Source organism: Micromonospora pisi (assembly GCF_003633685.1).
In the GTDB taxonomy this organism is placed as follows: Bacteria; Actinomycetota; Actinomycetes; order Mycobacteriales; family Micromonosporaceae; genus Micromonospora_G; species Micromonospora_G pisi.
Window position 1 is genome coordinate 5,150,695 of the sequence record NZ_RBKT01000001.1, and the last position, 13,285, is coordinate 5,163,979.

24 protein-coding genes are annotated in these 13,285 nt (G+C 67.3%); all 24 read left to right on the top strand.

The window, feature by feature from the left end; translation table 11 throughout:
- Positions 1–191 precede the first annotated feature (191 nt).
- The 24 genes from rpsJ (at position 192) to map (ending at position 13,259) form a co-directional block, all read left to right on the top strand.
- Complete coding sequence (gene rpsJ / locus BDK92_RS21965) at positions 192–500, top strand: 30S ribosomal protein S10 (protein ID WP_007073037.1); 309 nt, start codon at positions 192–194, stop codon at positions 498–500.
- Positions 501–511: 11 nt separating this feature from the next.
- Positions 512–1,177 carry a 50S ribosomal protein L3 gene (gene rplC / locus BDK92_RS21970; RefSeq protein ID WP_121158403.1) on the top strand — a complete coding sequence of 222 codons (666 nt, stop codon included), beginning with the start codon at positions 512–514 and terminating at the stop codon, positions 1,175–1,177.
- Positions 1,174–1,842: a 50S ribosomal protein L4 gene (gene rplD, locus BDK92_RS21975; RefSeq protein WP_121158404.1), complete on the top strand. Its 669-nt coding sequence runs from the start codon at positions 1,174–1,176 to the stop codon at positions 1,840–1,842. Before rplC ends, rplD begins: the two co-directional genes overlap by 4 nt.
- Positions 1,839–2,141 (top strand): 50S ribosomal protein L23, encoded by a 303-nt coding sequence (gene rplW / locus BDK92_RS21980; protein ID WP_121158405.1) that lies wholly within the window; start codon positions 1,839–1,841, stop codon positions 2,139–2,141. The genes rplD and rplW overlap by 4 nt, the downstream gene beginning before the upstream one ends.
- Before the next feature lie 12 nt (positions 2,142–2,153).
- Positions 2,154–2,993: a 50S ribosomal protein L2 gene (rplB, locus tag BDK92_RS21985; RefSeq protein ID WP_121158406.1), complete on the top strand. Its 840-nt coding sequence runs from the start codon at positions 2,154–2,156 to the stop codon at positions 2,991–2,993.
- Between the two features lie 15 nt (positions 2,994–3,008).
- Positions 3,009–3,290 (top strand): 30S ribosomal protein S19, encoded by a 282-nt coding sequence (rpsS, locus tag BDK92_RS21990; protein WP_121158407.1) that lies wholly within the window; start codon positions 3,009–3,011, stop codon positions 3,288–3,290.
- 36 nt (positions 3,291–3,326) lie between these two features.
- Positions 3,327–3,800: a 50S ribosomal protein L22 gene (rplV, locus tag BDK92_RS21995; protein ID WP_121158408.1), complete on the top strand. Its 474-nt coding sequence runs from the start codon at positions 3,327–3,329 to the stop codon at positions 3,798–3,800.
- The gene (rpsC, locus tag BDK92_RS22000) at positions 3,800–4,678 is read left to right on the top strand and encodes a 30S ribosomal protein S3 (protein ID WP_121158409.1); all 879 of its coding nucleotides are present in this window, start codon (positions 3,800–3,802) and stop codon (positions 4,676–4,678) included. The genes rplV and rpsC overlap by 1 nt, the downstream gene beginning before the upstream one ends.
- A 3-nt stretch (positions 4,679–4,681) precedes the next feature.
- Positions 4,682–5,107: a 50S ribosomal protein L16 gene (rplP, locus tag BDK92_RS22005; RefSeq protein ID WP_121158410.1), complete on the top strand. Its 426-nt coding sequence runs from the start codon at positions 4,682–4,684 to the stop codon at positions 5,105–5,107.
- Complete coding sequence (gene rpmC / locus BDK92_RS22010) at positions 5,107–5,343, top strand: 50S ribosomal protein L29 (RefSeq protein WP_121158411.1); 237 nt, start codon at positions 5,107–5,109, stop codon at positions 5,341–5,343. Before rplP ends, rpmC begins: the two co-directional genes overlap by 1 nt.
- Entirely contained in the window at positions 5,340–5,630 is a 291-nt protein-coding gene (rpsQ, locus tag BDK92_RS22015; protein WP_121158412.1) for a 30S ribosomal protein S17, read from the top strand. Before rpmC ends, rpsQ begins: the two co-directional genes overlap by 4 nt.
- 136 nt (positions 5,631–5,766) lie before the next feature.
- On the top strand, positions 5,767–6,135 hold the full coding sequence (rplN, locus tag BDK92_RS22020; RefSeq protein ID WP_007465279.1) for a 50S ribosomal protein L14: 369 nt from the start codon (positions 5,767–5,769) through the stop codon (positions 6,133–6,135).
- On the top strand, positions 6,132–6,452 hold the full coding sequence (gene rplX, locus BDK92_RS22025) for a 50S ribosomal protein L24 (protein WP_211349329.1): 321 nt from the start codon (positions 6,132–6,134) through the stop codon (positions 6,450–6,452). The genes rplN and rplX overlap by 4 nt, the downstream gene beginning before the upstream one ends.
- Positions 6,452–7,036: a 50S ribosomal protein L5 gene (gene rplE, locus BDK92_RS22030; protein ID WP_121158413.1), complete on the top strand. Its 585-nt coding sequence runs from the start codon at positions 6,452–6,454 to the stop codon at positions 7,034–7,036. The genes rplX and rplE overlap by 1 nt, the downstream gene beginning before the upstream one ends.
- A gap of 1 nt (position 7,037) precedes the next feature.
- Positions 7,038–7,223: a type Z 30S ribosomal protein S14 gene (locus BDK92_RS22035; protein ID WP_007465272.1), complete on the top strand. Its 186-nt coding sequence runs from the start codon at positions 7,038–7,040 to the stop codon at positions 7,221–7,223.
- 104 nt (positions 7,224–7,327) lie between these two features.
- A complete protein-coding gene (gene rpsH / locus BDK92_RS22040) occupies positions 7,328–7,735 on the top strand; it encodes a 30S ribosomal protein S8 (RefSeq protein ID WP_121158414.1) in 408 nt (135 codons plus the stop codon).
- A 16-nt stretch (positions 7,736–7,751) separates the two neighbouring features.
- A complete protein-coding gene (gene rplF / locus BDK92_RS22045; protein WP_121158415.1) occupies positions 7,752–8,294 on the top strand; it encodes a 50S ribosomal protein L6 in 543 nt (180 codons plus the stop codon).
- Positions 8,291–8,680 (top strand): 50S ribosomal protein L18, encoded by a 390-nt coding sequence (gene rplR, locus BDK92_RS22050; protein WP_121158416.1) that lies wholly within the window; start codon positions 8,291–8,293, stop codon positions 8,678–8,680. Before rplF ends, rplR begins: the two co-directional genes overlap by 4 nt.
- A 72-nt stretch (positions 8,681–8,752) precedes the next feature.
- Positions 8,753–9,367: a 30S ribosomal protein S5 gene (gene rpsE / locus BDK92_RS22055; protein WP_121158417.1), complete on the top strand. Its 615-nt coding sequence runs from the start codon at positions 8,753–8,755 to the stop codon at positions 9,365–9,367.
- Complete coding sequence (rpmD, locus tag BDK92_RS22060) at positions 9,367–9,549, top strand: 50S ribosomal protein L30 (RefSeq protein WP_121158418.1); 183 nt, start codon at positions 9,367–9,369, stop codon at positions 9,547–9,549. The genes rpsE and rpmD overlap by 1 nt, the downstream gene beginning before the upstream one ends.
- On the top strand, positions 9,549–9,992 hold the full coding sequence (gene rplO / locus BDK92_RS22065) for a 50S ribosomal protein L15 (RefSeq protein ID WP_121158419.1): 444 nt from the start codon (positions 9,549–9,551) through the stop codon (positions 9,990–9,992). Before rpmD ends, rplO begins: the two co-directional genes overlap by 1 nt.
- A 233-nt stretch (positions 9,993–10,225) precedes the next feature.
- A complete protein-coding gene (secY, locus tag BDK92_RS22070; protein ID WP_121162475.1) occupies positions 10,226–11,548 on the top strand; it encodes a preprotein translocase subunit SecY in 1,323 nt (440 codons plus the stop codon).
- Positions 11,549–12,202, top strand: a complete 654-nt coding sequence (locus BDK92_RS22075; RefSeq protein ID WP_121158420.1) for an adenylate kinase — start codon at positions 11,549–11,551, stop codon at positions 12,200–12,202.
- A 205-nt stretch (positions 12,203–12,407) separates the two neighbouring features.
- Complete coding sequence (gene map, locus BDK92_RS22080; protein WP_121158421.1) at positions 12,408–13,259, top strand: type I methionyl aminopeptidase; 852 nt, start codon at positions 12,408–12,410, stop codon at positions 13,257–13,259.
- Positions 13,260–13,285 lie beyond the last annotated feature (26 nt).

Below are 13,285 nucleotides of genomic sequence, written 5' to 3' on the forward strand. Positions count from 1 at the left end.
GGCGTCTGGGTCATGTTTTTCATGACCGGCGCCTCGACCGACCCGCGAAGGTCAGATTGCCCCGGGTAATGCTGGGCGGAGTCTGATCCCGGAGCGCGACACGCCCGACCGCGGGGGTCGGCGAAGTGGGGCTCTACCAGGTGGTGAGCACCCGCAAGACAGCGGCATCGAGAGAAGGAACAGAAGCCACCATGGCGGGACAGAAGATCCGCATCCGGCTCAAGGCCTATGACCACGAGGTCGTCGACTCCTCGGCGCGGAAGATCGTGGAGACGGTGACGCGCACCGGGGCGCAGGTCGCGGGCCCGGTGCCGCTGCCCACGGAGATCAACCGTTTCTGCGTGATCCGTTCGCCGCACAAGTACAAGGACTCGCGCGAGCACTTCGAGATGCGCACGCACAAGCGTCTGATCGACATCATCGACCCGACCCCGAAGACGGTCGACTCGCTCATGCGCCTCGACCTGCCGGCTGGCGTCGACATCGAGATCAAGCTGTAGGGACCGGACTAATGGACAGGCAAGTTAAGGGCATCCTGGGCGCCAAGCTCGGCATGACCCAGGTCTGGGACAACAACCGCGTTGTCCCGGTGACCGTGGTGCAGGCCGGCCCGTGCGTCGTGAGCCAGGTCCGTACCACCGACAAGGACGGGTACTCCGCGGTCCAGTTGGCGTACGGCGTAGTTGACCCGCGCAAGGTCAAGAAGCCGCGTGCCGGACACTTCGCGAAGTCCGGTGTGGCCCCCCGGCGGCACATCGTCGAGCTGCGCACCTCCGACGCGTCGGAGTACGAGCTCGGCCAGGAGGTCACCGTCGACGCGTTCGCCAAGGGCGGAATGATCGACGTGACCGGCCGGACCAAGGGCAAGGGCTTCGCCGGTGTCATGAAGCGTCACGGCTTCCACGGCCTGGGCTCGGGCCACGGTGTCGAGCGCAAGCACCGCTCGCCCGGTTCCATCGGCGCCTGCGCGACCCCCGGTCGCGTCTTCAAGGGCGTACGGATGGCCGGTCGCATGGGTGCGCGTCGGTTCACCTCGCAGAACCTGGTCGTCCAGGCGGTCGACGTCGAGCAGAACCTGCTGCTCGTCCGTGGCGCCATCCCGGGCCCCAAGGGTGCGCTGGTGCTGGTTCGCACCGCAGCCAAGGTGCAGGCGAAGAAGGGCGGTGTGGCGAAGTGACCTCCGTTGACGTGCGCACCGTCGAGGGTGGCACGAGCGGCTCGGTTGAGCTGCCCGACAGCATCTTCGACGTGCAGGCGAACCTCTCGCTGATGCACCAGGTCGTGGTGGCCCAGCTGGCCGCCGCGCGCCAGGGCACGCACAAGGTGAAGACCCGCGGTGAGGTCGCCGGTGGCGGCAAGAAGCCGTACAAGCAGAAGGGCACCGGTCGCGCCCGTCAGGGCTCGATCCGCGCGCCGCAGTTCGCCGGCGGTGGCGTTGTCCACGGCCCGGTGCCGCGTGACTACAGCCAGCGGACCCCGAAGAAGATGAAGGCCGCTGCTCTGCGTGGCGCCCTGTCGGACCGGGCCCGCGCTGGTCAGGTACACGTGGTGGAGTCGTTCGTCGGTGGCGAGAAGCCGTCGACCAAGGCGGCCCTGGCCACGCTGACCAAGCTGACCGAGGCCAAGCGGGTGCTGGTCGTGCTGAGCCGCACCGACGAGCTGAACTGGGTCTCGCTGCGCAACGAGCCGCGAGTACACCTGATCGAGTCCGGCCAGCTCAACACGTACGACGTGCTGGTGGCCGACGACGTGATCTTCACCCGGGATGCGCTGGACGAGTTCCTGGGCGTTCCGGGGGCACAGGCCGCGGACGAGTCCGGAAGTGAGGGCGACGAGAAGTGAGCACGATCGCCGACCCGCGGGACATCATCGTCGCGCCGGTCGTCTCCGAGAAGAGCTACAGCGAGCTGAACCGTAACTGGTACACCTTCCTGGTGCACCCGGACGCGAACAAGACCGCGATCAAGATTGCTATCCAGCAGATCTTCGACGTGCGCGTCCTGACGGTCAACACGCTCAACCGCGAGGGCAAGCGCAAGCGGACCCGTAACGGGTTCGGCCAGCGCAAGGCCACGAAGCGCGCGATGGTGAAGCTGGCTGACGGCGACCGCATCGAGGCCTTCGGCGGCCCGGTCAGCTGAGGGGTGTAGACAATGGCAATCCGTAAATACAAGCCGACGACGCCTGGCCGACGTGGCTCCAGCGTCGCCGACTTCGCCGAGATCACCAGGTCGACTCCCGAGAAGTCGCTGCTGGCTCCGCTGCCGAAGAAGGGTGGGCGTAACGCCCACGGCCGGATCACCACCCGGCACCACGGCGGTGGGCACAAGCGGCAGTACCGGCTGATCGACTTCAAGCGGGTGGACAAGGACGGTGTGCCGGCCAAGGTCGCGCACATCGAATACGACCCCAACCGCACCGCGCGTATCGCGCTGCTGCACTACGCCGACGGCGAGAAGCGCTACATCATCGCGCCGAAGGACCTGAAGCAGGGCGACGCGGTGGAGTCGGGCCCGACCGCCGACATCAAGCCGGGCAACAACCTGCCGCTGCGCAACATCCCGGTGGGTACCACCATCCACGGTGTGGAGCTGCGTCCGGGCGGCGGAGCCAAGCTGGCCCGTTCGGCCGGCGTCGGCATCCAGCTGCTGGGTCGTGAGGGTGCCTACGCCACGCTGCGTATGCCCTCCGGTGAAATCCGGCGGGTGGACGTGCGCTGCCGGGCGACGGTTGGCGAGATCGGCAACGCCGATCAGTCAAACATCAACTGGGGCAAGGCCGGCCGTATGCGGTGGAAGGGCAAGCGCCCGACCGTCCGTGGTGTCGCGATGAACCCGGTGGACCACCCGCACGGTGGTGGTGAGGGTAAGACCTCCGGTGGCCGCCACCCGGTCAACCCGCAGGGTAAGCCCGAGGGCCGCACCCGTCGTAAGGGCCAGCCGAGCGACCGGCTGATCGTCCGCCGCCGCTACGCGACCCGCAAGCGCGGCTAAGGGAGTTAGGTAGACATGCCTCGCAGCTTGAAGAAGGGCCCGTTCGTCGACGACCACCTGCTCAAGAAGGTGGAGACGCAGAACGAGAAGGGCTCGAAGAACGTCATCAAGACGTGGTCCCGGCGTTCGATGATCATCCCGGACATGCTCGGGCACACGATCGCCGTGCACGACGGGCGCAAGCACGTTCCGGTGTTCGTCACCGAGGCGATGGTCGGGCACAAGCTCGGCGAGTTTGCGCTGACCCGCACGTTCAAGGGTCACGAGAAGGACGACCGGAAGAGTCGCCGGCGCTGAGCCGGGCCACGGATAAAGGATCAAGGGGTTTCAGCGATGCCAGTTAAGGGCGACGCTCCGGTGCTTCCGGGCGCGCGGGCGGTTGCGCGGCACGTGGGCATCTCGGCGACGAAGGCTCGCCGGGTGGTCAACCTCGTCCGCGGCCTGCCCGCGAAGGAGGCGCTCACGGTGCTCCAGTTCGCGCCGCAGGCTGCGAGCGAGCAGGTCTACAAGGTGCTCGCGAGTGCGATCGCCAACGCCGAGAACAACGAGCGGCTGGACCCCGACGCGCTGCTCGTGAGCGAGGCGTATGTCGACGAGGGCCCGACGATGAAGCGGTTCCGGCCGCGGGCGCAGGGCCGGGCGTACCGGATCCGCAAGCGGACCAGCCACATCACCATCGTGGTCGAGGCGGTCGCGCCAGCCACGCCGAAGCGGGGCGCGGCGAAGAAGGCCGCACCGGCCAAGGCCACGCCGGCCACCGAGGCCGAGGCTGCCGACACGCAGAGCAAGACGGAAGGTGCCGAGTAATGGGTCAGAAGGTTCACCCGATTGGGTTCCGGCTTGGCATCTCGACCGATTGGAAGTCCCGCTGGTTCGCGGACAAGCTCTACAAGGACTACATCGGCGAGGATGTCAAGATCCGCCGGATGATGTCCAAGGGCTTGGAGCGGGCTGGTATCTCCAAGGTCGACATCGAGCGCACCCGGGACCGGGTCCGGGTCGACATCCACACCGCGCGGCCGGGCATCGTGATCGGCCGTAAGGGTGCGGAGGCCGACCGGATCCGCGGGGAGCTGGAGAAGCTCACCGGCAAGCAGGTGCAGCTGAACATCCTCGAGGTGAAGAACCCCGAGTCGGACGCGCAGCTGGTCGCACAGGGTGTGGCCGAGCAGCTGTCCAGCCGGGTCAGCTTCCGTCGGGCGATGCGCAAGGCGATGCAGTCGGCGATGAAGAACTCGATCGTCAAGGGAATCCGGGTGCAGGTCTCCGGTCGCCTCGGCGGCGCGGAGATGAGCCGCACGGAGTTCTACCGCGAGGGCCGGGTGCCGCTGCACACGCTGCGGGCCAACATCGAGTACGGCTTCTTCGAGGCGCGGACCACCTTCGGCCGGATCGGCGTGAAGGTGTGGATCTACAAGGGCGACGCCGTACCCGGTCGGGAAGCTCCGGCCGAGACCGGTCCGGCCCGTCCGCGTCGCGACCGTGGTGACCGGCCCGAGCGGCCGCGTCGTGGGCGGTCCGGCTCGTCCGGTACCACCGCCGGCGGCACCGAGGCTGGGCGTGCGGCGGCGGCGGAGTTCGCCGGCACCCCGGCCGAGGCCACGAACGACCAGGCCGCGCCGGCTAGCGCCGCGCCGGCCACTCCGGCTCCGGCCGGATCGGACAGCTCAGCGCAGGAGGGCTGACAGATGCTGATGCCGCGCAAGCCCCCGAAGGGCTTCCGCAAGCCGCACCACCCCGACCGCCATGGCGCGTCGAAGGGCGGCAACCGGGTGGTGTTCGGCGAGTTCGGAATCCAGGCGCTGGAGCCCGCGTACGTCACCAACCGGCAGATCGAGTCAGCGCGTATCGCGATGACCCGACACATCAAGCGTGGCGGCAAGGTCTGGATCACGGTCTTCCCGGACCAGGCCCTGACCAAGAAGCCCGCTGAAACCCGGATGGGTTCCGGTAAGGGCTCGCCCGAGTGGTGGGTCGCCAACGTTAAGCCGGGACGGGTGCTCTTCGAGATGTCCTTCCCCAACGAGCAGACCGCGCGAGAGGCTATGCGTCGCGCGATCCACAAGCTCCCGATGAAGTGCCGAATTGTGACACGCGAAGTGGGTGAAAGCTGATGGCCGCGGGCGTTAAGGCCGGCGAGCTGCGTGAGCTCTCCGAGGAGGAGCTGGTCACGAAGCTGCGCGAGGCCAAGGCGGAGCTGTTCAACCTCCGCGTGCAGGCCGCGACCGGCCAGCTGGACAACAATCGCCGGCTGCAGGTCATCCGTCGGGAGATCGCCCGGATCTACACGATCATGCGTGAGCGCGAGCTGGGTCTCTCCGCCGCGCCGACTGAGGTGACTGCATCATGAGCGAGTCGACCGCCCCGGAGGGGACCACCACCGCCCCACGGGCCCAGCGCAAGGTGCGCGAGGGCCTCGTGGTCAGCGACAAGATGGACAAGACCGTCGTGGTCGAGGTTGAGGACCGGGTCAAGCACGCGCTGTACGGCAAGGTTCTGCGCCGTACGCGCAAGCTGAAGGTGCACGACGAGCAGAACGCGTGCGGCATCGGCGACCGCGTGCTGCTGATGGAGACCCGTCCGCTCTCCGCCACCAAGCGGTGGCGGGTCGTGGAGATCCTCGAAAAGGCCAAGTAGAGCCGGCCGGGCTGCGGAAGCGGACCGGACAGCAAGCTCAGGGTTCCGCCAGGCTCAGACGGCATGAGTTTCCAGCTGGTAGGTACGGGCCGGAGACATACAGCCGTCTGAGAACCGGCAGACATAGGAGATAGACGTGATTCAGCAGGAGTCGCGACTGCGCGTCGCCGACAACACGGGTGCCCGGGAGATCCTGTGCATCCGGGTTCTCGGTGGCTCCGGTCGGCGCTACGCGAGTATCGGCGACGTCATCGTGGCCACGGTCAAGGACGCCATTCCGGGGGCCGGTGTGAAGAAGGGCGACGTCGTCAAGGCGGTCGTCGTCCGCACCGCCAAGGAGAGGCGGCGTCCGGACGGCTCGTACATCCGCTTCGACGAGAACGCCGCCGTCATCATCAAGGACGGTGGCGACCCGCGTGGTACCCGCATCTTCGGCCCGGTGGGTCGGGAGCTGCGGGACAAGCGGTTCATGAAGATCATTTCCCTCGCGCCGGAGGTGTTGTGACCGTGAAAATCAAGAAGGGTGACACGGTCGTCGTCATCGCCGGCAAGGACAAGGGTGCCAAGGGTAAGGTCATCGCGGCCTACCCGCGGCAGGACAAGGTCCTGGTCGAGGGCGTGAACCGGGTCAAGAAGCACACCCGCATCAGCACCACTCAGCGTGGCGCCAAGACCGGTGGCATCGTCACTCAGGAGGCCGCGATCCACGTGTCGAACGTGCAGATCCTGGACTCCGACGGCAACCCGACCCGGGTCGGTTACCGGATCGACGACAGTGGCCAGAAGGTCCGCATCGCGCGTAGCACCGGTAAGGACCTGTGATGAGCACGGCTACCGAAGCCAAGACCATGCCGCGTCTCAAGGAGCGGTACCGCAACGAGATCGCGGCCGCGCTGCGCGAGCAGTTCGGCTACCAGAACCCGATGCAGGTGCCGGGTCTGGTCAAGATCGTCGTCAACATGGGTGTCGGCGAGGCTGCTCGCGACGCCAAGCTGATCGACGGTGCGGTTCGCGACCTGGCCACCATCACCGGCCAGAAGCCGCAGGTGCGGCGGGCGACCAAGTCGATCGCGCAGTTCAAGCTCCGTGAGGGGATGCCGATCGGCGCGAAGGTGACCCTCCGGGGTGACCGGATGTGGGAGTTCCTGGACCGGCTGCTCTCCATCGCGCTGCCGCGTATCCGTGACTTCCGGGGTCTCGACGGGCGCAAGCTCGACGGCCACGGCAACTACACCTTCGGTCTGACCGAGCAGTCGGTGTTCCACGAGATCGACCAGGACCGGATCGATCGGCAGCGGGGTATGGACATCACGGTGGTCACCACGGCCACGAAGGACGACGAGGGCCGGGCGCTGCTGAAGCACCTGGGCTTCCCGTTCCGTGAAGACCCGAGCAAGGAGAACTGAGATGGCGAAGAAGGCGCTTATCATCAAAGCGGCCGCGAAGCCGAAGTTCTCGGTTCGCGCCTACACCCGCTGCCAGCGGTGCGGTCGCCCGAAGGCGGTCTACCGCAAGTTCGGGCTCTGCCGCGTGTGCATCCGGGAGATGGCCCACCGCGGTGAGCTGCCCGGTGTCTCCAAGGCATCCTGGTAAAGGCCCAGCAGCGTCCTGACCGTTGGTCGGGGCGAGGATCGCAACGCCGTAGGCCCCGGGCCGTGTGCCCCGGGAACCGCGGTGAGAAAGGCTGACGAAAACCAATGACTATGACTGACCCGATCGCAGACATGCTCACGCGTCTGCGTAACGCCAACCAGGCGTATCACGACCGGGTGACGATGCCCTACTCGAAGATCAAGGCGAACATCGCCGAGGTCCTCAAGACCGAGGGTTACATCGCCACCTGGTCGGTCGAGGAGCCCGAAGAGGGTGTCGTCGGCAAGCGGCTGGTCGTCGAGCTGAAGTACGGCCAGAGCCGCGAGCGGAGCCTGGCGGGCATCAAGCGCGTCTCCAAGCCCGGTCTCCGGGTGTACGCCAAGTCGGACGAGCTTCCCCGGGTGCTCGGTGGGCTGGGCGTGGCGATCATTTCGACGTCCCAGGGCCTGCTCACCGACCGGCAGGCCCGCAAGCGGAGCGTTGGCGGGGAAGTCCTCGCCTTCGTCTGGTAACGGGAGACAGGTAGAAATGTCGCGTATTGGACGTAAGTTGATCCCGGTGCCCGCCGGAGTCGACGTCACGATCACCGGGCCGACCGTCAAGGTCAAGGGCCCCAAGGGCGAGCTCTCGCACACCCTCGCTGAGCCGATCAAGGCGGAGCGGGCCGAGGACGGTCAGCTGGAGGTGACCCGTCCGAACGACGAGCGTCGCGCCAAGGAGCTGCACGGTCTGAGCCGCACGCTGGTGGCCAACATGATCGTCGGGGTGACCGAGGGCTACCGTAAGACGCTGGAGATCGCCGGTACGGGTTACCGGGTCACCGCCAAGGGCAGCGACCTGGAGTTCGCGCTCGGGTTCTCCCACCCGGTGCTGGTTCCCGCCCCGGCGGGCATCACCTTCACGGTCGAGCGGCCCACGCTGTTCCACGTGGCCGGCATCGACAAGCAGTTGGTTGGTGAGGTCGCCGCCAAGATCCGGAAGATCCGGCCGCCGGAGCCCTACAAGGGCAAGGGCGTGAAGTACCAGGGCGAGGTCATCCGCCGTAAGGCTGGAAAGGCAGGTAAGAAGTGAGCGCCACGCTGCTCAAGCGCCGTCGCGGCGTTGCCGCCAAGCGCGCCGTCGGGCGGGCGCGGCGACACTTCCGGGTCCGCAAGAACGTCAGCGGCACCTCCGACCGTCCGCGGCTGGTCGTCACCCGTTCGCTCCGGCACATCACGGCCCAGGTGGTCGACGACACCAAGGGTCACACCCTGGCGTCGGCTTCCAGCCTGGACACGTCGCTCCGCGGTGGCGAGGGCGACAAGAGCGCCCTGGCCGGCAAGGTCGGCGCACTGCTGGCCGAGCGGGCGAAGGCCGCCGGCATCTCCAAGGTCGTCTTCGACCGCGGTGGCAACCGGTACGCGGGGCGGATCGCCGCGCTCGCCGACGCCGCCCGCGAAGCCGGACTCGAGTTCTGACGGGCGTCTGATGCGCGTCGGACGAGGATCGCAAGTTAGTAACCCCGTCACGAGAGATAAGGAAGGCTGCTGATGCCAGGTCAACAGCGCCGTGGCGGCGGGTCCGGTGGCAACGAGGGTGGTCGCCGCGACAACCGCCGTGAGGGCGGCCGCGGAAACGCGCCCGTCGAGAAGACGCCGCACATCGAGCGGGTCGTCGCGATCAACCGTGTGGCCAAGGTCGTGAAGGGTGGTCGTCGCTTCAGCTTCACCGCCCTGGTGATCGTGGGCGACGGCGACGGCACCGTCGGTGTGGGCTACGGAAAGGCCAAGGAGGTGCCCGCGGCGATCGCCAAGGGCGTCGAGGAGGCCAAGAAGCACTTCTTCAAGGTGCCGCGGATCGCCGCGTCGATTCCGCACCCGGTGCAGGGTGAGGACGCCGCTGGCGTGGTCCTGCTCAAGCCGGCGAGCGCCGGTACCGGTGTGATCGCCGGTGGGCCGGTCCGTGCCGTGCTGGAGTGCGCCGGTATCCACGACGTGCTCTCCAAGAGCCTCGGATCGTCGAACCCGATCAACATCGTGCACGCCACCGTCGCGGCCCTGAAGGGGCTGGAGTCGCCCGAGGCGGTTGCCAAGCGTCGTGGCCTGCCGGTGGAGGACGTCGCGCCGGCCGCCATGCTGGCGGCGCGGGCGGGGGTGACCCGCTGATGGCACGGCTCAAGGTCACCCAGCTCCGATCCGACATCGGGACCAAGCACAACCAGCGGGAGTCCCTGCGGTCGCTCGGTCTCAAGCGGATCAATGACGTGGTGGTCAAGGAGGACCGCCCCGAGATTCGGGGCATGATCTTCACCGTGAGCCACCTCGTGAAGGTCGAGGAGGTCGAGTAATGACGATCAAGGTCCATCACCTGCGCCCGGCGCCCGGTGCCAAGACCGCCAAGACCCGCGTGGGTCGTGGTGAAGGCTCCAAGGGCAAGACCGCCGGTCGGGGCACCAAGGGCTCCAAGGCCCGTAAGAACATCTCGGCGGCGTTCGAGGGTGGGCAGATGCCCATCCACATGCGCCTGCCGAAGCTGAAGGGCTTCAAGAACCACTTCCGGGTGGAGTTCCAGGTGGTCAACCTGGACCGGCTCGCGGAGTTGTTCCCCAAGGGCGGTCAGATCGGTCCGGCCGAGCTCGTCGAGGCAGGTGCGGTCCGTAAGGGCCAGCCCGTCAAGGTGCTCGGTGCCGGGGATCTCGGCGGCGTGACGCTCCAGGTGTCGGCACACGCGTTCAGTGCGTCGGCCAAGGAGAAGATCGCGGCTGCTGGCGGCTCGGTTACCGAGCTGTAGGACGAACGCGGCCATGGCGCCCGTCAGTTGTCTGCAACTGACGGGCGCCAAGGTCTACTACGGGGGCATGCCCCTCGTTAACATCGGACCCGGTGTATGTTCATGGGCACACCTGCCCGGATCGTCGCCGGGCTGTTAGAGTCCGATCCCAGCACTGGTATCGGGCTACCGCTCGACGACCACCCTAAGCCGCGCCGGACCACCGGCGGCCCGCCTCGCGCAGGAGGATGAAGTTGCTCTCCGCCTTTTTCAGTGCGTTTCGTACGCCTGACCTGCGCAAGAAGCTGCTGTTCACAGTAGCTATCATCGGCGTCTACCGACTCGGTGCGACGCTTCCCAGCCCGGGTGTCTCCTTCGGCAACGTGCAGAAGTGTCTGGACACGATCCAGACCGACGGCGTGCTGTCGCTGTTGAACCTCTTCTCCGGCGGCGCGCTACTGTCGCTGTCGGTCTTCGCGCTGGGCATCATGCCCTACATCACCGCCTCGATCATCCTTCAGCTGCTCACCGTGGTTATTCCGCGGTTGGAGCAGCTCCGCAAGGAGGGTCAGTCCGGTCAGGCGAAGATCACCCAGTACACGCGCTACCTGACGCTCGGCCTGGGCGTGCTGCAGGCCTCCGCGTTCGTCGCGCTGGCCCGCTCCGGGCAGCTCTTCAACAACCAGTGCGACAACTTCCCGATCGTCCCGGAGAACACCGGGCTGCCGATGTGGCTCACCCTGACCGTGCTGGTCATCACGATGACCGCCGGTACCGGTGTGGTCATGTGGCTCGGTGAGCTGATCACCGACCGGGGTGTCGGCAACGGCATGTCGGTCCTGATCTTCACCTCGATCGCCGCGCGGCTGCCCGGCGAGGGTTGGTCGATCAAGACCTCCAAGGGCTGGGGGATGTTCTTCCTGGTCATCCTGCTGGTCCTGGTGGTCATCTCGCTGGTGGTCTTCATCGAGCAGGCGCAGCGCCGGATTCCGGTGCAGTACGCGAAGCGGATGATCGGCCGGCGGATGTACGGCGGTACCTCGACCTACATCCCGCTCAAGGTGAACCAGGCCGGTGTGATCCCGGTCATCTTCGCCTCGTCGCTGCTCTACCTGCCGCAGCTGGCACTGCAGTTCTTCGACCAGAACAACCCGGGCGACGTACAGGCTTGGATCCAGAACAACCTGGTGAGCCCGAGCAGCCCGACGCACATCATCGCGTACTTCCTGCTGATCATCTTCTTCACGTACTTCTACGTCTCGATCACGTTCAACCCGACCGAGGTCGCGGACAACATGAAGAAGTACGGCGGGTTCGTGCCGGGTATCCGCCCGGGCAAGCCGACCGCTGACTACCTCGACTTCATCCTCAGCCGGATCACTCTTCCCGGCGCCTTCTACCTGGGCCTGATCTCGATCCTGCCGAACTTCTTCTTCATCTGGCTGGACAACCAGCAGTACCAGAACTTCCCGTTCGGTGGTACTGCGGTGCTGATCATGGTTGGTGTGGGTCTGGAGACGGTGAAGCAGATCGAGAGCCAACTCATGCAGCGGAACTACGAAGGGTTCCTGCGCTAGATGCGACTCGTTCTGGTTGGTCCCCCTGGGGCGGGCAAGGGGACCCAGGCCGAGTTCATCGCCGCCCAGCTGGCCGTGCCCAAGATCTCGACCGGGGACATCTTCCGCGCCAACGTCACCCAGGGCACGCCGCTGGGGGTCGAGGCCAAGCGGTACATGGACGCCGGCAAGTTGGTGCCCGACGAGGTCACGATCAACATGGTCCGGGGTCGGCTTGCCGAACCGGACGCCGCCGAGGGATTCCTGCTCGACGGCTTCCCACGTACGACGCCGCAGGCGGCCGCGCTGGACAAGCTCCTGGCCGACCTGGGAACCGCGCTCGACCTGGTGATGGAACTGGTCGTGGACGATGACGAGGTGATCCGCCGGCTCTCCGGCCGGCGGACCTGTCGGGGCTGCGGCAAGATCTGGCACATCGAGTTCGACGCGCCGACCAAGCAGGGGATCTGCGACCGGTGCGGGTCCGAGCTGTTCCAGCGCGACGACGACAAGGCCGAGACGATCGCCGAGCGGCTGCGTGAGTACGCGGAGAAGACCGCGCCGCTTGTCGACTACTACGGTGCCCAGGGCAAGCTGGTGGGAATCGACGCCACCGGCCCGGTCGAGGACGTGACGGTCCGAGCTATCGATGCGCTGCGCTCGTACGGCGGATAGGCTCTGATTTCAGGGTTTTCAGTGTGGGGTTGGCCCCCGCCGTGCCCCGCTCTGGGCGGTCAGGCTCGATCCCGCCGCGGGGCACGGCGGGGCCCAACCCAGCGCCGTGCGGCGGCGTCAGACAGCCCACGTTGCCGCACCCGATCGGTGAACAGTGCGGGTGTCGGGGTAAGCCCGACGGCCGCGAGGGAAAGGTAGAGCCGGCATGCGCCGTCACCAGCTGGATATCCAGCTGAAGACTCCGGAGCAGATCGACAAGATGCGGTCGGCCGGACTGGTCGTCGCGGCGGCGTTGGCCCGCATGCGCGAGGCGGTCGCTCCCGGGATCTCCACCGCGGACCTCGACGCGATCGCCGAGTCGGTGATCCGGGACGCCGGGGCGATCCCGTCGTTCAAGGGCTACCACGGATTTCCGGCCTCGATCTGTTCCTCTGTCAACGAGCAGGTCGTACACGCGATCCCCGCCGCCGACCAGGTGCTGCGGGAGGGAGACCTGATCTCCATCGACTGCGGCGCCGTCCTCGACGGCTGGCACGGGGACGCGGCGATCACGGTCGGCGTCGGTGAGGTCCAGCCCGAGCTGCTCCGGATGGCCGAGGTGGCCGAGGACGCGATGTGGGCCGGTATCGCCGCTGCGGCGCGCGGTGCGAAGAACGGACGCGGCCGGCTGACCGACATCTCGGCCGCGGTCGAGATCGCGGTTCGCAAGGGCGGGCGGTACGGCATCGTCGACGGCTACGGCGGGCACGGCATCGGGACCGAGATGCACCAGGATCCGCACGTGCTCAACCACGGACGGCCCGGGCGCGGGCCTCGCCTGGTGCCGGGGATGGCGCTGGCGATCGAGCCGATGATCACGTTGGGGTCGCCGCGTACGGCCGAACTGGACGACGGCTGGACCGTGGTCACCCGGGACAACTCCGTCGCGGCCCATGTCGAGCACTCGATGGCACTGCTCCCGGACGGCGTGTGGGTCCTCACCGCTATGGACGGGGGCCGGGCCCGGCTCGGCGATCTGGTCACGTCGCGCCAGCCGGCCGCCTCGTCTTCGAGCTGAACGCCCCCGGGCGCTCGCCATCGTGG